The organism is Thermobifida fusca YX, assembly GCF_000012405.1.
Taxonomy (GTDB): domain Bacteria; phylum Actinomycetota; class Actinomycetes; order Streptosporangiales; family Streptosporangiaceae; genus Thermobifida; species Thermobifida fusca.
Map to the genome: position 1 here is coordinate 3619920 of NC_007333.1, position 22330 is coordinate 3642249.

The following is a 22330-nucleotide window of genomic DNA, read 5'->3' on the forward strand; positions in this document are numbered from 1 at the left end:
ACTTCTGGGAGAGGCAGTGCAGCCCCGGACCATGCGGGAAAGCCTCGTTCCGTTTCTCCCGCTCTCGGTGTCGCCTGGGGGATCGGCGCGTGACCGAAGGCGCTCGTGAGGCGGAATTGAACCGGTTGCTGCCTGACCTCCTCGTCACTGGCTGATCGGGGGAAGACCTCGGAACGTCCCGAACCCCGAACCTCTCTGTATCGGCTGCACGTGGATGACACCACGGGTGGGGCCCGTGACGACCACGTGGTCTTTCCCTGCTACGGCCGTTCACGCGTTGCCAGTGAACGGTGGACCAGCCGCACCACCGACGCATAGCGAACACCGATACCACGGCAAACGGCATGCGATGGTCCTATCGGGGCGAAAGTTACGTTAGGACGGTAACGCCCTATAGCACAACCCACGGCTGAGAGTACCTGGCCACACCGGGGACGCGCACTGTTTTCCACAATCGGAGAACGAAACGGCTGTGAGTGCGGCGAATCGCCGAAAAACCCGACAGCATCGGGTTTTCCGCCTCACCTATCGACGCCTCGCCCCACCACTCCTCAATCCGGTACTCGGGGGGTTCACCTATCGGCTCGATATATCAACCAGATACACTCAGGAACGCCTCAAAGGGTGCCGACAGGTGTGCCTCTCCCCGGCTCGGGGTAGAGGCGTTCACCATGTCCAAGACACAGCCGGGGTGGAGGTGAGGGATGAGCGCACGCCGGGCCAGGGTGCTGGAGCTAGCCGTCCTCGGCCTGTTATACGAGTCCCCGTTGCACGGGTACGGACTGCGCAAGCGCCTCAACTCCGAACTGGGGTTCTTCCGGGCCTTCTCCTACGGGTCGCTGTACCCCTGCCTGAAGAGGATGCTGCGTCGGGGGCATATCTCCCAGCACCCCGAGGAGACCGGATTCGGGCGGACCCGGATCGTGTACCGCCTCACCGAGGCTGGACACCAGCACCTGCACGGGATGCTCGACGAGGTCACCCCAGCGGCCTGCGACGACGAGTCCTTCGGCGTGTACTTCGCCCTCTTCGGGCACGCCAGATCGGACCTTCGGCTGCGCATTCTGCACGGTCGCCGCGATCGGCTTCTCACCCGGCTGAAGGAGTTGCGCTCCCGCCTGGCCCACACCGCTGACGACTATCTGCGGGAACTGCGCCGCCACGGAGCCGAGTCCGTGGAGCGGGAGATCCATTGGCTTGACGGGCTTATCGCGCGGGAACAGCGCCTCGCTGCACTCTCCCCGTCTCAGCCGGGACCATTGGGATGACTCCTTCCGAACCACCCCAGCCCTGCGGCAACGCCGCGACAAGCATGTCCCACGCACTCAAAGATTTCGGAATCGACAGAAGGAGACCACTGCCATGGGTTCGGTACGCGTAGCCGTCGTGGGCGTGGGCAACTGTGCCGCCTCACTCGTCCAAGGCGTCCATTACTATCGCGACGCCGATCCGGCATCCCGCGTGCCCGGCCTCATGCACGTGGAGTTCGGTCCGTACCACATCCGGGACATCGAGTTCGTCGCCGCGTTCGACGTCGACGCCAAGAAAGTCGGCCAGGACCTCGCGGACGCGATCACCGCTAGCGAGAACAACACGATCAAGATCTGCGACGTCCCGCCGACCGGGGTGACGGTGCAGCGCGGCCCGACCCTCGACGGACTGGGCAAGTACTACCGGGAGACCATCGAGGAGTCCACCGAAGACGCCGTCGACGTGGTCGCCACGCTCAAGGCCGCTCAAGCCGACGTGCTGGTCTCCTATCTTCCGGTCGGTTCTGAAGAAGCCAACCGCTTCTACGCCCAGTGCGCGATCGACGCGGGTGTGGCGTTCGTCAACGCCCTTCCGGTCTTCATCGCTTCGGACCCGGTGTGGGCCCAGAAGTTCACCGACGCGGGTGTGCCCATCGTGGGAGACGACATCAAGTCGCAGGTGGGCGCGACCATCACTCACCGAGTGCTGTCGAAGCTGTTCGAGGACCGCGGTGTCATCATCGACCGCACCTACCAGCTCAACTTCGGCGGCAACATGGACTTCCTCAACATGCTGGAGAGGGAGCGGCTGGAGTCCAAGAAGATCTCCAAGACCCAGTCGGTCACCTCGCAGATTCCGCACGAACTCAACGCCCGCTCGGTGCACATCGGCCCCTCCGACCACGTGCCGTGGCTGGACGACCGCAAGTGGGCGTACGTGCGCCTGGAAGGCCGCGCCTTCGGCGACGTCCCGCTGAACCTGGAATACAAGCTGGAAGTGTGGGACTCTCCGAACTCCGCGGGCATCATCATCGACGCCGTGCGCGCCGCCAAGATCGCTAAGGACCGCGGAATCGGCGGCCCGCTCCTGGCAGCGTCCTCGTACTTCATGAAGTCCCCGCCGGTGCAGTACTCGGACGCCGAAGCGCACGAAGCAGTGGAGAAGTTCATCGCCGGAGAGATCGAACGCTAACTCCGACGGCCTACCGCACACGCCGGGGCGGACGCCTGCCCCGGCGTTCTTTCGTGTATGGGCTTGTCGTAGGCGCACCGGTCCCGCCCTGAGGGAACCAAAAACATTCCGGGACCATCTCATTCGACATAAGAGAAGGAAGAAGCAGAACAGCAGCCGACCGTCACCCTCCGCTGCTATCCAGGTTCCGGAAGACACGTCCGCGACCGTGCTGCCTTCCCGTTGTGCCGTCAGCACTCCGGGCACCAGGCGCCACCCACCGAGTTGACTGGAAGGGACGGCACGTCCGTGAACTACCCCCACCACCCCCAGGGCCAGGGGACGCACTGGCAGAACAGCGCCTACCCGCCGCAGTACCCTGCTCCTTCTCCACCGCCACGCCGGAACACTGCGGGCATCATCATGCTCGCCGTCAGCGGCGTCGCCATTGTCGCGCTGATCGTGGCGATCGTGGCGGTCATCGCGTTGAACAACAACACAGCGGACCCTCCGGCCGCCCACGCTTCACCGGACAGCACGGCCGCGAGGACCGCAGACGACCGTCCCACCGCCACCTCGGACACCCGCACCGAGGACTCCGACCAGGTTGCTGACGACACCGGCAGCGGGTCGTCCCCCGTATTCCCCGACGCTATGGACGGGGACTGGCAGGGCACCATGAGCCAGTACGACATGTCCGGCAACCTGGAGTCCCGGTGGGATCTGGAGCTCCACATCGAAGGCGGGGAGAGCACCGCAGAAGCCGAGCTGTCCATGTCGAACGGCCGGACCTGCACCTGGGGCCTCCTCGTGACCGGCAGCGGCGACGACAGCGTTGACCTGCAGTACACCACGACCAACGACGGCAACGGCACCTGCACGCCCTCCGGCCACGTGCACATCGTGGTGAAAGACGGCCAGTTGCTTGTCGGCGTGGCCACCGAGCAGCCCGACGGGTCGATCAGCACCGCCGACGGCGTACTGAACCCGTCCTGATCCGGCCTACCCTGTTCGGATGTCCTTCCACGGCGATCTCCGCGAAGTGCTGCGCGGTCCCCGATTCCGCCGGCTCTTCGCTACTCGGCTGGCGTCGCAGTTCTCCGACGGCGTCTACCAGGCCGGCCTGGCCGGATACGTCTTCTTCTCCCCGGAGCAGCACACGACCGCGGGAGAGGTCGCCGCGGCTTTCGCTGTGCTGCTCCTCCCGTTCTCCATCGTGGGACCGTGGGCGGGGGTGTTCATCGACCGCTGGGCGCGCCGCCAAGTCCTCTTGTACTCCGCACTGGTCAAAGCGGGACTGGCAGCGGCGACCGCTGTCCTCGTCGCGTTGGGTTGGGACGGAGCGCCGTTCCTGCTCGCGGCGCTGCTGCTCCTCAGCATCAACCGGTTCTTCCTCGCCGCCCTGTCCGCTGCCCTGCCCCACGTGGTGCCGCACGACCGGCTGGTCATGGCGAACGCGGTCACGCCGACGTGCGGCACAGCGGCCGCGTTCCTCGGCGCAGGGGCGGGGGCTGGCCTGCGCCTGGTCGGTGGGGACGGCCTGCTGGGCACTGCGCTGATCCTCGCGGGGGCAGGCTGCGGTTTCGCCATGGCCGGGCTGGTGTCCCTCACCCTGGGCCGTACCGAGCTGGGCCCCGACTTGGCAGCCGCCTCTCCTCGCGTACGGGAGGCGCTGCGCACAGTCGTAGCCGGACTGGTGGACGGGGCGCGGCACATCGGGGAGCGCCGCTGGGCCCGCGACGGGCTGGCCACGATCGCTGCCCACCGGTTCCTGTACGGCATTGCCACGATCATGACGCTGCTGCTGTACAACAACACGTTCACGGCGGGCGGCACGGCCGGGTTCGCCTCGTTCAGCGTGACGATGGCGGCTTCCGCTGTCGGCTTCCTGGTCGGCGCGGTCATCACCCCGTGGGCGCGGGAACGGATGCGCGCAGGAACGTGGATCGCCGTGCTGCTGGTCGGCGGGGCCGCGGCTCTGCTCGTGTTCGGGCTGCCTTTCCACGCGTCCGTGTTCCCCGTGGCGGGCTTCGCCCTGGGGGTGGTCTCCCAAGGGGTCAAGGTCACCGTGGACACCCTCGTACAGCGGTATGTCGACGACGCCTACCGGGGCCGGGTGTTCTCCGTCTACGACATGCTCTTCAACGCGGCGTTCGTCGCTGCTGCGGCGGTTGCCGCGCTCACCGTGCCGCCGTCAGGGGTGTCGGTCCCGGTCGTGACAGCCATGGCCGTCAGCTACGCGGCCATGGCCCTGTACTGGGGTGCCGTGACCCGGCGGAGCGCCGTGGCGCAAGAGTCCCCGGCCACTGCCGGCTGACCCACCCGACTCGGAGCATCGCGGGCAGGGGATGCCCGCCGCAGGTCACTCCTCCGGCTTGCCCGGGGTGATTCCCTGCTCTTCAGCCCAGCGGAGGAGCGCCTTCGTCGCCTCCTCCTTGCCGAGCGGGCCGTGCTCCAGCCGCAGCTCCAGGAGGTACCGCCATGCTTGCCCGACCAGCGGGCCCGGCCGGATTCCCAGCACTTCCTGGATCTCGTGGCCGTCCAAGTCCGGACGGATCTTCGACAGCTCCTCTTCCTTCGCCAGCCGTTCGATCCGCCGTTCAATGTCGTCGTAGGCGCGGGCCAGCGCCGCAGCCTTGCGGCGGTTGCGCGTCGTGCAGTCGGCCCGGGTCAGGATGTGCAGCCGGGACAGCAGGTGGCCGGCGTCCCGCGCATAGCGGCGCACCGCGGAATCGGTCCACTCCCCCTTGCCGTAGCCGTAGAACCGCAGGTGCAGGGAGACCAGCTTGCTGACGTCGTTGACCACGTCCTTGGGGAATCGCAGCGCCGTCAGCCGGTTCTTGCTCATCGACGCGCCCACCACCTCGTGGTGGTGGAACGTGACCTTGCCGCCCGGCTGGAAAGCCCGGGTCTTGGGTTTGCCGATGTCGTGCAGGAGTGCGGCCAGCCGCAGCACCAGGTCGGGCTCCATGCCGCGGGCCCGTTCCAAGTCCACGGCCTGGTCGAGCACGGTCAGCGAGTGCTCGTAGACGTCCTTGTGCCGGTGGTGCTCGTCCACCGTGAGCTTGAGTTTCGGGATCTCGGGGAGCACATAGTTGGCCACCCCCAGGTCCGTCATCAGGGACACGCCGAGCCGCGGGTTGGGGCTCAGGATCAGTTTGGTGAGCTCGTCGCGGATCCGCTCAGCGGAGACGATGCGCAGCCGTTCCGCCATCGCGGTCATCGCGGCAGCGACCTTCTCGTCGACTGAGAACCCCAACTGGGCGGCGAACCGGATTCCCCGCATGATCCGCAGGGGGTCGTCGTTGAAGGAGTCTTCGGGTTTGCCGGGAGTGCGCAGCGTGCGGTCCGCCAGGTCCCGGAGGCCTCCGAACGGGTCCACGAACTCCCCGCCGGGCACGCGCACCGCCATGGCGTTGACCGTGAAGTCCCGCCGGACCAGGTCCTCGTAGAGCGACGTGCCGTAGCTGACTTCCGGCTTACGCGACTTGACCTGGTACGACTCGCTCCGGTAGGTGGTGATCTCCACCTGCCGCCCGTTCTTGCGCAGTCCTACCGTGCCGAACTCGATACCGATGGTCCACACCGCGTCGGCCCAGCCGTCCACGAGTTCCAGGACGCGTTCGGGCACCGCGTCGGTGGTCAAGTCGATGTCGTGAACCGGACGTCCCAGGAGCGCATCGCGTACGGGACCGCCGACGATCGCCAACTCGTGCCCCGCCGCGGCGAACCGCTCACCCAGTTCGGTCACTACCGGGTCGACCGTGCGCAGCAGTCGGTCGACTGACGAGCGCTGTTCGTCCGTCAGCGTGGCCTCAACGGTCGGGGAGTTCGAGATCCGATCGGGAAACTCACTGTTCGACACAGGCACAGAGACTATGTGGCCAGACTCCACCATGGCGAATCGACTCTGCTTCCGGACCGGGCACCAGTGGCGTATCCCACGGCCCTGTCGCCCGTCCCCTTGCTTCTCAGGATGCCGTATGCCTCGTGGCCTGACGCTTGCGCCCACTGTTCCCATTTGGGGACAACAGGTATCGTCGTTTTCGGACGTGACGCGTGGCGTGCCGCGTCCGCCCTGATCCACAAGGCCCGCAACGGTCGGCAGCGGCGCCTTTGACGGGTACTGTCCCGGAGTCATCGCGCTCCCGTGGGGACTCTTCTATTCTGTGGAGCCACCCGTACGGCGACTTCAGCCGACCGTCCAACGATTCGGAAGACCCAGAGGCGTGCGTCGAATTGCTCATCTGGGCGTGGTCGTGGCCACCGCCTTCGCGGTGCTTCCGGCACTGACCCCGCTCCAGCCCAGTCCGCCAGCCCAGGCCGTAACCGAGTCGATGCCGGGGGCAGCGACGATCCTCCCTGTCGACGACGTGCGAGAGCTGCCTTCCCTGGCCCTCTCCGACATCACCTCGGTGGTAGCCAAGAAGAAAGACACCGTCACCGTCAAAGGACTGGTGACCAACACCACCGACGCCACCCTCGACGGGATCACCGTCCGCCTGCGCTACAACCCCTACCCGCTGACCGGGCGGGACGCCCTGGACCGGCACGCCGACGGCGCAGGCCCCGAACCGTACGCGTCCGGCCCCTCCACCACCATCGACACGCCCCTGCCGCCCGGCTCCGCGATCTCCTTCACCCTGCGCACCACCGTCAAAGACCTGGACTTCCAAGGCGGATTCGGGGTGTACCCGCTCACCATCAGCGCCGCCACCGAATCCGGGGACGACCTCGGCACCCTCCGCACGTTCGTCGTCTACACCGGTGCGGAGAAAATGACGAAGCTCCAGGTCGCTTGGGTGTGGCCGCTGATGGACCGCCCGCAGCGCGCCGACGACGACACCTATCTCACCGCAGACCTCGCCGCTGAGATCACCAAAGACGGTCGGCTGGGCCGCCTGCTCACCATCGGCGCCCAAGACGGAGAAATCGACTCCACCTACACCGGGCCCACTCCCCAGCCCGAGGAGGAGGACGCGGTCACGGACCTTGCCGACGCCACCGCCTCCCCGCTGGGAGACCCGTCCGCGTCCCCCGCCACGACCGTGGAAACCGAAACCCAGCCCGGCCCCACCCCGGAGGACACTCCTTCACCCGCCGACCCCGTCCCCATCACCTGGGCGGTGGATCCGGCCCTCCTCGACGACATCCACCGGCTCGGGGAGGGCAGCTACTGGTCCCTGACGAACGCCACCGAGTCGGGCCCTGTCCTCGAAGAGCACGAGGCCAGCGTGGACGCCCAAGTGTGGCTCGCGCACGCCCGCCTGTGGCTGGCGGAAGACCCGCTGCTCGCCGTCCCCTATGCCAACCCCGACCTGCCCGCCCTGCTCGACGCCGACCTGAGCGGGGACGCGGAGACCGCGGTCGAATTGGGGCGCTCCACGGTAGCGGAGCTCTTGGGCCGCGAAGCCGACACTGAACTCGCCTGGCCCGCCAACGGGGTGATGGACGAAGCCACCCGCGACTTCCTGAACTCGCACGGGGCCACCACGTTCCTCCTCGACGAGTCGGCAATGCCCGCGAAGAACTGGCTCGGCCACACGCCGGGAGGCGTAGCCCCGCTGCCGCTCGCCGGCGGGGAGGAAGGCACTGCGCTCGTCGTCGACCGCGGGCTCACCCGGATCCTCGGCGCCAACACCCACACGCCCGGGGCCAGCACGCTGGCCACGCAGCGGTTCGTCGCGGAAACAGCGATGATTGCGGCTGAGGCGCCAGACAAGCGGCGCACTCTCATCCTGGCGCCGCCGCAGGACTGGGACCCCGACCCCGCGTACGCCACCGGCCTGCTCGACGCCACCGAGCAGGCGCCGTGGCTGTCCGCGGTGCCTCTCACCAGCGTCGACGCCGACGCTGCCGATGCCGAAGACCGGCAAGGGCTCACCTACCCGAAGAAAGCCGCGGAAGCGGAACTCTCCGCGGACCATGTGGAGCGGATCCGGAAGATCCGCCGCCAAGTGCGGCTGTTCAACAGCGTGCTCACCGAGGACGCGGACCCGTTCCGTCCCGCGGTGCTGCGGTTGGAGTCGGCGTGGTGGCGTGAGGACACGGAAGTCGCCGAGGCCATCCTGGACCGAGTGGACCAGGCGGTTCAGGAGCACAAAGCCAAAATCCACGTGATCCCCGGCGACCCCATCACGCTGGCCAGCAAGAACGGCACGCTCGGAGTGATGGTCGCCAACGATCTCAGCGACCATTCGGTGACCGTCCACTTGTCGATCTTCTCGGAGAACTCCGAACGCCTGTCGATCGGCGACTACACCAAGTCGATGGAGATCGGCCCCGGCGGCAAGACCACCGTGTACGTGCCGCTCTCCGCCACGGTCAACGGCCGCACCGTGCTGCACTTGAGCCTGCACAATGCTGATGGGGAACCGATCACCGACGAGCCGACCACTATCCCGGTCAACGCCACCGGGCTCGGCAGCGGCGCACTCCTCATCAGCGGGATCGCCGCCCTGGTCCTGGTGGTTGCGTTGGCCCCGCGCGCGGTCCGTAAATGGCGGCGGGACCAGGCGCGGAAAACCCAGGCGGCCATTGACGCTACTGCTGCCGCGCAGGAGGACTCTCTGGCTGCGGTCACCGGGGAGCGTGCCGACGACACGGACAGCCACTCCCCGCCCGGCCCGGTCAAACCAGACCAGGATGGGGAGAGCGCTGAAGAGGCCCGTTCCTGACCAGAGGCCGCGGTCTTCTACCCTGAACTTCTGTTTCGACGAGACCTTCCCACACGACATCTCGGCGCCGACGGGCGTGCCGTCGGCGCTATCGAAAGGAGCCACGCCGGTGGCGACCGACATCAGCAGCGCCAGCGACGACCACACGGGCGGCCCTGCCAAGGACGCGGGGTCCCCTTCCCCCCACGCCGATTCGGCTGCCCCGCAGGCGGAGCAGGACTCCACCGCCACGCCGGGCGGCATGATGCGCTCCAGCATGGTCATGGCGGTCGGGACGATGGTGTCTCGGGTCACCGGGTTCTTCCGTACCGTCGTGCTCGCTGCAGCGCTGGGCACACAGCTGCTCGGTGACGCCTACAACGTCGCCAACACGATCCCGTTCATCATCAACGACCTGCTCATCGGCGGTCTGATGGCGAGCGTGATCGTGCCGTTCCTGGTGCGGCGGCGCAAACGGGACGCCGACGGCGGCAAGGCCACGGAGGACCGCCTGTTCACCAGTGCTGTCCTGGTGCTGCTGGTGGTGACAGTGGCGGCGATCCTGCTCGCGCGGCCGCTGATCCAGCTTTACGCGAGCGACTTCCTGCCTGCGCAGGCCGAGGTGTCGGTCTACCTGGCGCGTTTCCTGCTCGCCCAGGTGTTCTTCGTCGGGATGAGCGGTCTCATCAGCGCCATGCTCAACACCCGGGGCAAGTTCGGCGCTCCGGTATGGGCCCCTGTGCTCAACAACCTGGTGATCATCGCCGTCGGGGTGCTGTTCCTCATGGTGGGCACCGGAAGCACAGTGGAGACGGTGACCACCGCCGACAAGATCCTGTTGGGCGCGGGCACGAGCTGCGGCATGGTGCTGCAGACGGTGGTGCTGCTGGGCTCGCTGTGGCGGTCGGGATACCGGTGGCGGCCCCGGCTGGACCTGCGCGGCTCCGGGCTGGGGGAGGCCCTGCGCACGGCCGGGTGGATGTTCCTGTACACGCTCACCACCCAGTTGGGTTTCGTGATCACCTCCCAGATCGCCACCGGGGCCAACGTGGCCGCGAATGCGCACGGGTCAGCGGACGCGGGCGCCGGTCTCACCGCCTACAGCTACGCCTACCAGCTTTTCCAACTGCCGTACGCGATCATCGCGGTCTCGTTGATCACGGTGCTGCTGCCGCAGATGAGCGCGTTCGCTGCCGACCAGCGTTGGGACGAGGTGCGTGCCGGGTTCTCCCGTACGCTGCGAGTTTCCGCGCTGATCCTGGTGCCGCTGTCGCTGGCGATCTCGCTGTACGCCACGGAGATCACGGTGCTGCTGTTCGCCCACGGCAACACCGGCGACAGCGACGCTGCCAACATCGGTTACATCCTCATGGTGATGTCGCTCGGCCTGCTGCCGTTCAGCGTCTTCCAGTTGATGCTGCGTGTGTTCTACGCGCTGGGCGACACCCGCACCCCCGCGTTCCTGGGGATCGCCAACATCGCCGTGCACGGCGTGCTGGCGCTGACCGCGTCCTGGCTGCTGCCGCCGCACTTCGTGGTGGTTGGCGTGGCCGGCGGGTTCATGTCCTCGTTCCTGGTGGGAGTGTTCCTCGGCGGGCTCATCCTCCGCCGCCGGCTGGGCGGTTTGGACGGGCGCCGTATCGCCAGCACGCTGGTCCGGCTCTACCTGGCGACCGCACCCAGCGTGGTTGTGGGCTGGGGCGTGCTGGTTCTGTTCCAGTCGTGGTTCGTCTCGGGGCTGGCCGTCAACATCGGTGCGCCCGTGGTGGGCTGCCTGGCAGGGCTCCCCGTGTTCCTGGTAGCGGCCAAGCTGCTGCGGATCGATGAGCTGAGCGCGGTGATGGAGCTCGTCAAGTCCCGGTTGCGCCGGTAACGGCCGCGGTGGACGGGGATTTTTCGCGGACAGTTCCTCCGCCGGCTGCACCGGGGCGGGCGACGCGCCACACTGCGGATCTTGGTGGTTGCGCGCGAGGGCGGTTCCCGGCGTAGTGTTCGGTGTGGTGGTGTTCGCGGGATCCGGACCGATGGGCTATTCCCTCCCAGCAGGTCTGGCTCTACCGTGGTCGCAGACCGGCTGGTTCGGTCCGCCCCTCTTGTCCACCACCACTCCACACTAGAGTGATGCAAGTCACCCAAGCTGGGGAAACGGTGTGTGCTCGTCGTTGCGAGCGCTGATCGCCGAAACCCCGCGCCCCTCCCCACCCCACGGAGGTCCCAGTTTGCACACGATATTTCCCAATGTTCCCCGACCGTGTCCTCCAACAGGCACGGTCAAGCGTCTTAGCATGGGACGGCGTGACTCTGCCCTAAAGTTCGGTTTCTTCTCAGCTGCCCGGAGGGAGGTCGGGGACAGGCGCTATGGCCCGGCAGCAGGGAGGTCAGCCTCACGTCACCCCTCCCGTCCGTCACTCCCGGTATGAGCACCTTCATGATTGAGCCCGGCGCGAGGCTCGCCAATCGTTATCGACTGGACGAATTGGTGAGCGAGACTAGCGGAGCCTCACTGTGGAAGGCGACCGACGAAACACTCGCGCGCCCCGTCGGGGCTTGGACGTTCGCTGACGGCTTCAGCCGTACCAGTGAGGTGGTCCGTGCTGCCCGCGCGGCCAGCCGTGTCTCCGACGCCCGCGTCACCCAGGTGTTCGACGCCGACGAGTCCGGCCCCACCCCGTATGTCGTCCAAGAGTGGATCTCCGGAACCACCCTGTCGGACCTGTTGCGCAACGGGCCCCTGGAACCTGAACGCGCCGCGGGCCTCATCGCCGAGGCAGCCGAAGCCCTCGCCGCGGCCGCCCAAGTCGGCATCCACCACCTGCGGTTAACCCCGGACAAACTGGTGTGGAGCGTCGGCGGCGCCGTCAAGGTGATCGGTCTCGGCCTCGACGCTGCCCTGCACAACATCACCGTCGACGACCCGCAGGGCACCGACGCCCAAGGACTGGGCCGACTGCTGTACGCCGCGCTCACCGGCTACTGGCCTGGGCCAGAAGCCACCGCGCTGCGTCCCGCCCCGATCGTCTCCGGACGGCCGTGCGAACCCGCCCAAGTGGTTGCGGGCATTCCCGACGTCCTCAACACCATCGTCTGTCGCGCGGCCTTCCCCGAGAGCGGATACCCGCCGCTGCGCACCCCGCAAGAGCTCGTCGACGCCCTGGCCGACGTGCCCCGAGTGGTTCCTATCCCCATGGCCCAAGTGGCCTCTCCGCCGCCACCGCCCAGGGGCACCTCCCGCATTTCCGGCCAGCTCGACGTGGCCGCGGCCGCGTCGTCCACACCTCGGACTTCCCGTTCCTCCCGCCACCGCACCCCCCAGGCCACTGAGGGCTCCCTCACCAACCGGATCCTCATCGGTGCTGTGGCACTCCTGGTCTTCGTCGCCGTGGTGATGGGCGCCTGGATGCTCGGCAGCTCGATGCGGGACACTTCCGGGACGCAGACCGCCGACGTCCCTGGCGACAAAAGCGAAGAGACCGAGCTCGTTGTGCTCACCCCGGTGGGCGCGACAGGTTTTGACCCGCCTCCCGCGGGTGACAACAGCGAACACGACGACAAAGCCCCCAACACCATCGACGGGGATCCCTCAACCCACTGGAACACCGAGGGCTACAACAGTGCCGCTTTCGGGAACTACAAGGACGGTGTCGGCCTGCTTATCGACATGGGCACCGAAGTGGAGATCCACGAGGTGGACATCACCTTCGGCAGCGGCACCTACAGCGCCGAGCTGTATGTGCGCAACGACTCCGGTGGGGCCCCGGGAGAGGACGAGAAACCTGTGTGGCAGGGCGCTGGAGTAACCGGAAAGGTGCCGATTAAGCTGGACGAACCCGCTACCGGACAGTACGTGGTGGTCTGGTTCGTCTCCCCTCTTTCCCAGGACGGTGGCAAATACCGGGGCACCATCAACGAGGTCGAACTACGCGGAATTCAGTGAACACGGTGACCGACGCAGTTCAGGAGATCCCCGACAACGAGCTACTGTTCAGGCACAATCAGGGTGACGAGCACGCCTTCAGCGAACTGGTCAAACGGCACCACGCTCGGCTGTGGGCAGTAGCGATCCGGGTTCTAGGCGACCAGGAAGAGGCCGCCGACGCGCTGCAGGATGCTTTCCTTTCTGCTTTCCGCAGCGCACACCGCTTCCGGGGGGAGGCGATGGTCAGCACGTGGCTGCACCGGATCGTCATCAACGCCTGCCACGACCGGCTGCGCCGCAAAATGGTCCGCCCCGCCGTGCCCACCGAGGACACTGCGCTCGACCTTCTCTCCAACGAGCGGGGCCGGTCCGCGCCCGACCCCACCGGCCGCAGCGACACCTCCCTCGACGTCCACGCTGCCCTGGGGTACCTTCCCGTGGAGCAGCGCCTCGCCCTGGTCCTCGTCGACATGCTCGGCTACCGGGTCGAGGATGCCGCAAAAATCCTCGACGTCGCTCCGGGTACCGTGAAGAGCCGGTGTGCGCGAGGCCGCGCTAGGCTTCTCCCATATCTCGCCCATCTCAGGAACCCCAGCGACTCGTCAAACGTCCCATCTCCGAAAGGAGGTGGCAGGAGATCGTGACGTCTCACGTAGACCCCGAGACCCTCGCGCTCTTCGCTGAGGGAGAGCTGAACGACAAAGCCAAGGAGGAGCAGGTACGCGCCTGGCTTGCCGAGTCGGAGGAGGCTCGCGCTCAGCTCTCCGCGCTGCGTGAGGTCTCGCAGATCCTGGCCTCCGCCCCGGTACCGCCCATGCCTGAAGGGCTCGTCGACCGCATCGATGAAGCGTTGCGGGCCGAGGCGAAGAAGCATGCCGCTCGTTCCCGCCCTGCGGTCGCCCCCGAGGCGTCGATCGACGAGACCGCGAAAGTGCGGCCGCTGCCCCGGCCACGCGGTCCTGCCCGCTGGATGCCGTTCCTGGTCGCCGCGTCAGCAGCCGTCTTCGTGCTCGGCGCGGGTGCCGCGGCGGTCAGTGGCCTCTTCACCGCTGACCCGCCCGCCGACCCCGGAACCGCGGCGGAGCCGCCTCCTGCCTCCTCTCCGCACGCCGCGCTGCCCTACCGGATCTCCGTGGTGTCCAGCGGCACCGACTACACCGCGGACAATCTCGCCACCCAGGGGGCCTCGGTCCTCGAGCGCGCCAGCCTAACCACGGGAGAGGGCGAGGAAAGCCTCTCCCTAGAACCGGACAGCGCGGTACCCGCTGACGTTGCGTCGTGCGCGCACACGCTCAGCGACACCTACGGCGCTCCGGCTCTCGTGGACCTCGCCTCGTATGAGGGCCAACCGGCATGGATTATGTTCTTTCCGGCGGCTCTTGACAGCGAGACGGACGGTTATACGGTCCGCGTGGTTGAGCCGGGGTGCGCGGAAGAGGATGACCCCACGTCCGCGGTACGGGATACCGCATCGCTCCCCAATCACTGAGAGTGATGTGGCTCACCCGGTTTCTGCGCCGCACCACCCTGCGCTGAGGAAACCGGAACAGGCGACGGTCGGCCTCCTTGCATCACCGTGCTCCCAGGGAATCGCCGACGCCTACCATCGGTTGAAGTGAACAGCGTCCTGTCCAACACAAGCACGAGTGCGCAAGGGGTCTGACCACTGTGAGTGACGTCCGTAATGTGATCATCATCGGCTCCGGGCCTGCGGGGTACACCGCGGCCATCTATGCGGCCCGTGCCGAACTGAAGCCTCTGGTCTTTGAAGGCGCCATCACCGCGGGTGGCGCTCTCATGAACACCACCGAGGTGGAGAACTTCCCCGGTTTTCCGGACGGGATCATGGGCCCCGAGCTCATGGACAACATGCGTAAGCAGGCTGAGCGGTTCGGAGCCGAGCTCGTTCCGGAAGACGTCACCGAGGTGGACCTCACCGCCAACCCGAAAGTGGTCAAGGCCGGCGACCAGACCTTCTACGCTCGCGCGGTGATCGTCGCGACCGGCTCCGGCTACCGCAAGCTCGGCGTTCCAGGTGAAGAGGAGTTCTCTGGCCGCGGTACCTCCTGGTGCGCTACCTGCGACGGATTCTTCTTCCGCGACCAGGACATTGCCGTGGTCGGCGGCGGCGACAGCGCCATGGAGGAAGCAATCTTCCTCACCCGGTTTGCCCGCTCGGTGACGGTGATCCACCGCCGTGACCAGTTGCGCGCCAGCAAGATCATGCAGGAGCGCGCCTTCGCCAACGAGAAGATCTCGTTCCTCTGGAACACCGAAGTCGTTGAGATCCTCGGCGACACCCGCGTCCACGCGGTTCGACTGCGCAACCGGGTGACGGGTGAGGAGAGCACCCTCAACATCAGCGGACTGTTCATCGCGATCGGTCACGACCCCCGCGTGGAGCTCTTCAAGGGCCAACTCGAACTCGACGAACAGGGCTACCTGAAGGTCGACTCGCCCACCACCCATACCAACATCCCCGGTGTGTTCGCCTGCGGCGACGTGGTCGACCACCGTTACCGTCAAGCTATTACCGCGGCGGGAAGCGGATGTGCTGCGGCCTTGGACGCGGAACGCTACCTGACCGAAGAGGCCGGATAAGCACGAGCGATCCGCCCCGTGTGACGAATTGTCTTTTTCCACCCCGACGATGAGGAGCTAGCTGAATGGCCACCATTCAGAATGTCACCGACGACACCTTCGAGGAGGTCGTCCTCAAGAGCAAGCTGCCGGTCCTGGTCGACTTCTGGGCCGAGTGGTGCGCTCCCTGCAAGATGATCGCCCCGGTGCTGGAGCAGATCGCTGAAGAGCAGGAGGGCAAGCTCACTGTCGTCAAGATCAACGCCGACCAGAACCCGGACACCGTGCGCCAGTACGGGGTGATGGGCCTGCCCACCCTCAACCTCTACAAGAACGGCGAAGTGGTCAAGCAGCTCGTTGGCGCTAAGCCCAAGCGCGTCATCGAGAAGGAGCTCGAGGAGTTCCTGTAACCCCACAGCACTCCGCTCCGTGTTTCACGTGAAACACGAAACACCAAGCGGGCCGCGGGAGAGCAGGTGCGCGGTTGCTGCTGCAACCCGACACCACTGTCTCCCGCGGCCCGCTTGTCTCTCTCCTGAGCCCGGATTACTTCTCGGCGAGCAGCCCGGGGGCCATCGTGGCGAGGATCCGCTCCAAGTCTTCCTTGGTCGCAAACTCCACGACGATCTTCCCCTTGTTCCGGCCCATGTTGACCTTCACCCGGGTGTCGAAAACGTCAGAGAGCCGGTTGGCCACTTCCTCGAGTTCCGGAGAGGGCTGCCGCACTGTCGCCCGGCGCTGCTTCGTCGGGGCTTTGATCTCGCCGAGCGCGATGATCTCCTCCAGCGCGCGCACGGAGAGCCCTTCCGTGATGATGCGGTGCGCGAGGTGGTCCTGGAGCTCGGGGTCCTCCACCGCGAGCAGTGCCCGGGCGTGGCCCGCGCTGATCACCCGGGCGGCCACCTTGCGCTGCACGGCCGGGGAGAGGTTGAGCAGCCGGAGCGTATTGCTGATGTGGGGGCGGGAGCGTCCGAGCCGCTTGGCGAGCTCCTCGTGGGTTACCCCGAAGTCGTCGAGGAGCTGCTGGTAGGCGGCGGCTTCTTCCAGCGGGTTGAGCTCCTGGCGGTGCAGGTTCTCCAACAGCGCGTCCCGGAGCATATCGTCGTCGGAGGTCTCCCGGACGATCGCCGGAATCTTCTCCAGTCCGGCCCGCTGGCTTGCCCGCCACCGCCGTTCTCCCATGATCAATTGGTATTTGGCGGTGCTGTCGCTCTGGCTCCCGTCCAGTTTGCGGACGACAATGGGTTGGAGCAGTCCGACTTCGGCGATGGACGCGGTGAGTTCCTCTAGTGCCTCCTCGTCAAAGTACTGTCGCGGTTGCCGAGGGTTGGGCATCACCGCGTCGACGGGGATCTCCTCCAGATAGGCTCCGTCGATGGTCCGGGGTTCGTGGGCTGCTCCGGGAGCGCCAGGCCGGGCAGCTCCTCCGAGCACCGATGTGGGCGGTCCCTGCGGGATGAGCGCTCCCAACCCCTTGCCAAGACCGCGCCGCTGTTGGCTCAACGCCGTCTCCCTTCAGCTCCCTGAGCGGTTCGCTTCACTGGTTCTCCACCCGGCTCTGTGCTCGGAAAGCCAGTTCACGAGCTGCATCCAGGTACGCCATGGCGCCGGACGATCCCGGGTCGTAGGTCATCACCGACTGGCCGTAGCTGGGGGCCTCGGACACCCGGACACTCCGCGGGATCATCGTCCGCAGCACCACGTCCCCGAAGTGGCTCCGCACCTCTTCTGCCACCTGCGCTGCCAGCCGGGTACGGCCGTCGTACATCGTGAGGAGAACCGTCGAGATGAAGAGCCCCGGGTTGAGGTGCGACTTCACCAGCTCGATGTTCTTCAGCAGCTGCCCCACCCCTTCCAACGCGTAGTACTCGCACTGGATGGGGATCAACACCTCTTCGCAGGCGACCATGGCGTTGACGGTCAACAGTCCCAGCGACGGCGGGCAGTCGATCAGGATGTAGTCGAGTTCGCTGACGTCGTACGCTTCAAAGGCCCGCTTCAGCCGGGACTCCCGCGCGACGAGGGAGACCAGTTCGATCTCCGCGCCAGCCAGGTCGATCGTGGCTGGAACGCACCGCAGATTCGGCACCCCAGGCACAGGGCGCTCCAACGCCCGGAGTTCTTCGTCCTCAACCAGGCAATGGTAGATGGAACGGGACTCGGGGGAACGTTCCATTCCCAGGGCTGTGGATGCGTTCCCTTGAGGGTCGAGGTCGACGACCAGCACCCGGTTGTTGTGCATCGCAAGCGCCACCGCGAGGTTCACCGTGGTGGTCGTCTTGCCGACACCGCCCTTCTGGTTGGCCACGCTGATGATGCGGCACCGCTCGGGACGCGGCCACGTCTCACCCATACGTCCACGCACACTCATCGCAGCTTGGGCAGCACGGGCGATCGGGGTGTCGAAGTCCGCAGCGAGACTTTCGTCGACTGCGGGGGAGGAGCTTCGGTCAAGCGCGGTTTCACGTGAAACATGCGCACCGGACATGGAGATGTCTGCTGAGACGGCGCCACTCGTCTGGTAGTAGAAGGTTTCACGTGAAACGTGGGCGCCATCGGATTGGTTGTGGGGCACGAAGAGTTCACCTCTTTCGTCCGCGCTTCTTCCTACCGCCCGGCTTGCGTGGGGACCTGGACGGGGCCGCCTTGGTTCCGGTCTCGAGAGCAGTCGTGACCGTGACGCGAACGACCGTGGTAGCTGGATCGACTTTACCGCCCCCCACCCGAATGACGTCTGCGATGTTAGGGCGCTGTCGAGCCAATTCGTGGCGGGCTTCCTCCAGTTCAGCCTCGGCTCGCTCCCCCTTCAACGCGAGCAGGCTTCCCCCCTTCCGGAGGAGCGGCAGTGCCCAGCCGATGAGTTTGGGCAGTGGAGCCACCGCGCGCGCCGTGACGATATCCGCTCTCAACTTGGCGTGGACTTCTTCTGCACGTCCACGGTAAACCCTGACGTTGTCCAAGCGGAGGAGTTCCACGCATTCGTTGAGGAAGACGGTCCTCCGCAGCAGCGGCTCCAGCAGAGTCACCGACAGGTCAGGGCGCAGGATCGCCAGTACCACCCCGGGGAGTCCAGCACCGGAACCAAGGTCGATGACATCGGCGCCCTTGGGGATGAGCTCTTCGACGACAGCACAGTTCATCAGGTGGCGCTCCCACAGCCGGGGAACCTCACGGGGACCGATCAGGCCCCGAGCGACCCCCACGTCTGCGAGCAGCTCGGCGTACCGCTGCGCCACCGGCAAGGTCTCACCGAACAACTCCCGAGCCGCGTCGGACGGGACGACATGTTCGGTCATCAGTCACCACCTTGGCTTTCAGCCGGGTCAGCAGCTACGAGCGGAGTGGCGACCGAAGGTCTCTGGGATTGACCACCGCGAAACGACCACCCCACCTGATCTTATGTGGGTTTCTGCCCTGTTCTTGGGGCCGCCCCCTGCACCTGCGCTGACACGGCGACGTCTCCGCAGCTCCAGGTACTGCTCTATCCTCCCCTAAAAAAAATCGGGTGCTGCATGTTTCACGTGAAACATGCAGCACCCGATCTGGAGGTGCTATGGCTCAATCCACCGGGTAAACCACCACGCAACGGTTGGGCTCCTCACCCTCAGACTCACTGTGCAGACCCGCCGCCGCCACGGCGTCGTGCACCACTTTCCGTTCAAAAGGAGTCATCGGAGTGAGCTTCTTGGGTTTGCCGGTCCGCTTGACTTCTCTGGCCACCTCGGCGCCCAGTTTCCGAAGGACCTTGCGCCGAGATTCGCGATAGCCGCCGATGTCGAGCATGAGCCGGCTCCGGGTGCCGGTGACCCGGTGCACAGCAAGACGAGTGAGCTCCTGGAGCGCCTCCAGAACCTCACCACGCTCTCCCACCAGTTCCTTGATGGTCACCCCTACCACGGAGACCAGGGGACGGTCTCCTTCGACATCCATATCGATGTCACCATCGAAATCGGCGATGTCGAGGAGGCCCTCGATGTAGTCGGCGGCAATATCGGTTTCCCGCTCGAGTGCCTCGATGTCAATAGGGGCGGTCTCTTCTGCTTTCTCGGCCACCGCTACCGCAGAGTTCGCCCCGCCTCCGGTGTTGCTGTCGCTCACGACAAGCTTTCTCCTTATATCGCGGCCCTGTACGCAGTGCGCTGCGCGGATACGCGTCAGGGGCTCTCGCCTACGCACCCACGCAGCGGAAGTGAAGTACAAGGATCTCTTGGGGATCCGCCGGATCTACTTCCCGCCGGTCCTCTTGGACCTTGGCTGCCTCTTCGGCTGCTTACGTTCGATCTTAGGCTGTTCCGGTTTCTCAGACTGCTGACCACGCTTAGTCGATCCGGGTTTGCCCGTCGCAGAGACTCCGGCCTTGTTCTTCTCCCCACCGTCCGACGCAACCGGAGGGAACTTGCGGTAGAGGAAGTGCTGCTGGCCCATGGTCCAGAGGTTGGAGGTGACCCAGTAGATCAGGACACCGACCGGCATCGCCAGACCGAACAGCCCGAACGCCGGCGCGATGTACATCATGATCTTCTGCGACTGCACCATCGGGTTGTCTTCCATCCCCGGCTGCTTGAGCGTCCGGCTCATGCTCTGGCGCATGGTCAGGAAGGTCGTGGTGCCCATGATCACGCAGGCGACTGCGATGATCACCTTGGCCATGATCGGGTCAGCCCCGAAGGCGGCCAGCTCGTCAGCCGAGGATGTGAAGTGCGCGGCGATCGGAGCGCCGAAGATCAGCGCGCTCTGCGCACTGTTCGCCAGCTCCTGGGTGAAGCCGAACTTGGCCTCCCCCTCAGCGATCTGGCGGAGGACGTTGAACAGGGCGAAGAAGACCGGCATCTGCAGCAGCAGCGGCAGACACCCCATGAGCGGGTTGGTTCCGCTCTCCTGGTAGATCTTGATCTGCTCCTGCTGGAGGCGCTGCTTGTCGTTCTTGTACCGCTCGCGCACCTTGAGGAGCTTGGGCTGGAGTTCCTGAAGCTTCCGCTGCGTGTTCATCTGTTTGACGAACAGCGGAATCATCAGGACACGCACAAGGATGGTGAGGAGGACGATCGACAGTCCCCACGCCAACCCGCTGTCGGGGTCGAGGAAGATGCTGAGACCGGAATGGATCCAGACCAGCACCTGGCCGACGATGTTGTAGAGCCAGTCCAGCACCGGCTATCTCCCTTGTTCGCTGACTTCACAGACCCGGTGCGCCGGGGGAGGCTTCCCCGTCGCTGCCAGGCCTCGCGTCACTGATCTCTGTGCCACTCTCGTTTCTCCGCGGCGGGACTGGATCAAGCCCGCCGGGATGGAACGGATGACATTTGCCAAGTCTGCGGATGGTCAACCACAGTCCTCGTCCGGCCCCATGAACCCGGAGTGCCTCGACCGCGTAACTGCTGCACGAGGGGTAGAAACGACAGACCGGTGGAAAGAGCGGACTGATCCAACGCTGGTAGCCCCGGATCGGCAGAATCAACACCCGGGCGAGCAAGGTGGGTCTGTCGCGTGTCATTGGGTCGGCTGTTCTCCCACTGCCGTGGTGTGTGCGGACGTGGCCTCGCGCGAAGCGCGGGTACGGTGTGACGACTGTCCGCGGGGGCGGGTCACCGCGCGCAGCGCACTGTCCAACTGGGCGGCCAGTTCGCTGTAGTCGAGAAGCGCGGCTTGGGGTTTAGCCCGTACCACTAGCAGGCTACCTGCGGGGAGGGAGCCGACCCGCTCCCGCATGAGGTGACGCAGCCGCCGCTGGACCCGTTTGCGGACGACGGCTTTCCCCACCGCCTTGCTGACGCTGAACCCGACGCGAGGAGGTGCGTCTCCACCTGGCTGGTCTGGAGTGTCCTGCGGAACGAAGAGAGCGACGCTGAGAGCGTTCCGGCCGGCCCGCCGCCCGTGACGCAGGGCGGTGTCGAAATCGGCGCGACGCCGCATGCGGTTGCGTGGAGACAGCATCGGTTCAGAACACCCTCGAACAACAGCAATCGGACCGGTTGCCTAAGCGGGCAGACCGGTCCGTTGCACGTTTGACTGCTGACGCCTAGTGGCTGACGGTCAGCGCTTTGCGCCCCTTGCGCCGACGCGCAGCGATGATCGCGCGGCCGGCACGGGTACGCATGCGCAGCCGGAAACCGTGGGTCCTGGCGCGACGCCGATTGTTCGGCTGGTACGTACGCTTGCTCACTGCTTAACTCCAGGGGCGTTCCGGAAGTACATACGACGCGAACCAGCCGACCGTGCGGCGGTCCGTGTGTTCCTGCTGCTGCGGGGACGAGCTGGAACATCGCCCGCTCGGCCGCTCCGCCGCGCACTGTGTGGTGCGAGTCACGGGCGGAGATCCGGTTTCTCTGCACCACGGCACGGACGGATACCGACGTAAGCACAAAGAAGATACGGGTTGAGCTTCCGCAGGTCAAATCGACTATGCCGCTGCGACACGCCCACGCCGGAGTTTTCCACGAACCACGCGGTCTGTGGAAAACCTCTGTCCACAGGCTGCGAATAACCCACACAGGGACCTAAGCTGTGGATAACCTCGTCCCTGCGTGAGAGCCGTCTCACCCCTCCCAGCCCACGGGGAAAGCCATGATCACCGACGTTACCCACAGGGTCTCAACTGGGAAATGTGGATAACCACAGGCTGTGGACAACGTCGCGAAAGGTTGTGGATAACGCAGTGGATAACTTGTGGAAAACTCGCCAATCCTGTGGACTGTCGTTCCCCGACAAGGTTCGCATGGCGCGGGGAGGACGGAATCTCATGCACAACCGAGTCCAC

General features: G+C 66.0%; 20 protein-coding genes. 11 read left to right on the top strand and 9 right to left on the bottom strand.

What is annotated here, in order from left to right; translation table 11 throughout:
• The first annotated feature begins 704 nt into the window (after positions 1-704).
• The 4 genes from TFU_RS15440 (at position 705) to TFU_RS15455 (ending at position 4738) form a co-directional block, all read left to right on the top strand.
• Positions 705-1268 (top strand): PadR family transcriptional regulator, encoded by a 564-nt coding sequence (locus TFU_RS15440; RefSeq protein WP_011293515.1) that lies wholly within the window; start codon positions 705-707, stop codon positions 1266-1268.
• 94 nt (positions 1269-1362) lie between these two features.
• Positions 1363-2442 carry an inositol-3-phosphate synthase gene (locus TFU_RS15445; protein ID WP_011293516.1) on the top strand — a complete coding sequence of 360 codons (1080 nt, stop codon included), beginning with the start codon at positions 1363-1365 and terminating at the stop codon, positions 2440-2442.
• Positions 2443-2730: 288 nt separating this feature from the next.
• Positions 2731-3417 carry a hypothetical protein gene (locus TFU_RS15450; RefSeq protein WP_011293517.1) on the top strand — a complete coding sequence of 229 codons (687 nt, stop codon included), beginning with the start codon at positions 2731-2733 and terminating at the stop codon, positions 3415-3417.
• A 19-nt stretch (positions 3418-3436) separates the two neighbouring features.
• Positions 3437-4738: an MFS transporter gene (locus TFU_RS15455; RefSeq protein WP_011293518.1), complete on the top strand. Its 1302-nt coding sequence runs from the start codon at positions 3437-3439 to the stop codon at positions 4736-4738.
• A gap of 45 nt (positions 4739-4783) precedes the next feature.
• Here the strand turns inward: TFU_RS15455 and TFU_RS15460 are convergent, their stop codons facing one another.
• A complete protein-coding gene (locus TFU_RS15460) occupies positions 4784-6292 on the bottom strand; it encodes a CCA tRNA nucleotidyltransferase (protein ID WP_169803315.1) in 1509 nt (502 codons plus the stop codon).
• 358 nt (positions 6293-6650) lie between these two features.
• Here TFU_RS15460 and TFU_RS15465 point away from each other — a divergent pair, with 358 nt between their 5' ends.
• The 7 genes from TFU_RS15465 (at position 6651) to trxA (ending at position 15983) form a co-directional block, all read left to right on the top strand.
• Positions 6651-9098 carry a DUF6049 family protein gene (locus TFU_RS15465; protein WP_370492252.1) on the top strand — a complete coding sequence of 816 codons (2448 nt, stop codon included), beginning with the start codon at positions 6651-6653 and terminating at the stop codon, positions 9096-9098.
• A 109-nt stretch (positions 9099-9207) separates the two neighbouring features.
• Positions 9208-10950 (top strand): murein biosynthesis integral membrane protein MurJ, encoded by a 1743-nt coding sequence (gene murJ, locus TFU_RS15470; RefSeq protein WP_016187953.1) that lies wholly within the window; start codon positions 9208-9210, stop codon positions 10948-10950.
• Between the two features lie 543 nt (positions 10951-11493).
• A complete protein-coding gene (locus tag TFU_RS15475; protein ID WP_011293522.1) occupies positions 11494-13011 on the top strand; it encodes a protein kinase family protein in 1518 nt (505 codons plus the stop codon).
• Complete coding sequence (gene sigM, locus TFU_RS15480) at positions 13008-13637, top strand: RNA polymerase sigma factor SigM (protein WP_016187955.1); 630 nt, start codon at positions 13008-13010, stop codon at positions 13635-13637. Before TFU_RS15475 ends, sigM begins: the two co-directional genes overlap by 4 nt.
• A complete protein-coding gene (locus tag TFU_RS15485; protein ID WP_011293524.1) occupies positions 13634-14482 on the top strand; it encodes an anti-sigma factor family protein in 849 nt (282 codons plus the stop codon). Before sigM ends, TFU_RS15485 begins: the two co-directional genes overlap by 4 nt.
• A gap of 179 nt (positions 14483-14661) precedes the next feature.
• Positions 14662-15594 carry a thioredoxin-disulfide reductase gene (trxB, locus tag TFU_RS15490; RefSeq protein ID WP_011293525.1) on the top strand — a complete coding sequence of 311 codons (933 nt, stop codon included), beginning with the start codon at positions 14662-14664 and terminating at the stop codon, positions 15592-15594.
• Between the two features lie 65 nt (positions 15595-15659).
• Positions 15660-15983 (top strand): thioredoxin, encoded by a 324-nt coding sequence (gene trxA, locus TFU_RS15495; RefSeq protein WP_011293526.1) that lies wholly within the window; start codon positions 15660-15662, stop codon positions 15981-15983.
• 136 nt (positions 15984-16119) lie between these two features.
• Here trxA and TFU_RS15500 read toward each other — a convergent pair whose 3' ends face one another.
• The 8 genes from TFU_RS15500 to rpmH all read right to left on the bottom strand — a co-directional run bounded on the left by TFU_RS15500 (position 16120) and on the right by rpmH (position 21736).
• The gene (locus tag TFU_RS15500) at positions 16120-17076 is read right to left on the bottom strand and encodes a ParB/RepB/Spo0J family partition protein (protein ID WP_173668091.1); all 957 of its coding nucleotides are present in this window, start codon (positions 17074-17076) and stop codon (positions 16120-16122) included.
• A 34-nt stretch (positions 17077-17110) separates the two neighbouring features.
• Complete coding sequence (locus tag TFU_RS15505) at positions 17111-17944, bottom strand: ParA family protein (protein ID WP_173668090.1); 834 nt, start codon at positions 17942-17944, stop codon at positions 17111-17113.
• 211 nt (positions 17945-18155) lie between these two features.
• Positions 18156-18869, bottom strand: a complete 714-nt coding sequence (gene rsmG / locus TFU_RS15510) for a 16S rRNA (guanine(527)-N(7))-methyltransferase RsmG (protein ID WP_011293529.1) — start codon at positions 18867-18869, stop codon at positions 18156-18158.
• A gap of 262 nt (positions 18870-19131) precedes the next feature.
• On the bottom strand, positions 19132-19671 hold the full coding sequence (locus TFU_RS15515) for a protein jag (protein WP_011293530.1): 540 nt from the start codon (positions 19669-19671) through the stop codon (positions 19132-19134).
• A 126-nt stretch (positions 19672-19797) separates the two neighbouring features.
• Positions 19798-20724: a membrane protein insertase YidC gene (gene yidC / locus TFU_RS15520; RefSeq protein ID WP_011293531.1), complete on the bottom strand. Its 927-nt coding sequence runs from the start codon at positions 20722-20724 to the stop codon at positions 19798-19800.
• Positions 20725-20749: 25 nt separating this feature from the next.
• The gene (gene yidD, locus TFU_RS15960) at positions 20750-21067 is read right to left on the bottom strand and encodes a membrane protein insertion efficiency factor YidD (protein ID WP_011293532.1); all 318 of its coding nucleotides are present in this window, start codon (positions 21065-21067) and stop codon (positions 20750-20752) included.
• Positions 21064-21507, bottom strand: coding sequence for a ribonuclease P protein component (gene rnpA / locus TFU_RS15525; RefSeq protein ID WP_011293533.1), 444 nt, complete (start codon positions 21505-21507; stop codon positions 21064-21066). The genes yidD and rnpA overlap by 4 nt, the downstream gene beginning before the upstream one ends.
• Before the next feature lie 85 nt (positions 21508-21592).
• A complete protein-coding gene (rpmH, locus tag TFU_RS15965) occupies positions 21593-21736 on the bottom strand; it encodes a 50S ribosomal protein L34 (protein WP_011293534.1) in 144 nt (47 codons plus the stop codon).
• Positions 21737-22330 lie beyond the last annotated feature (594 nt).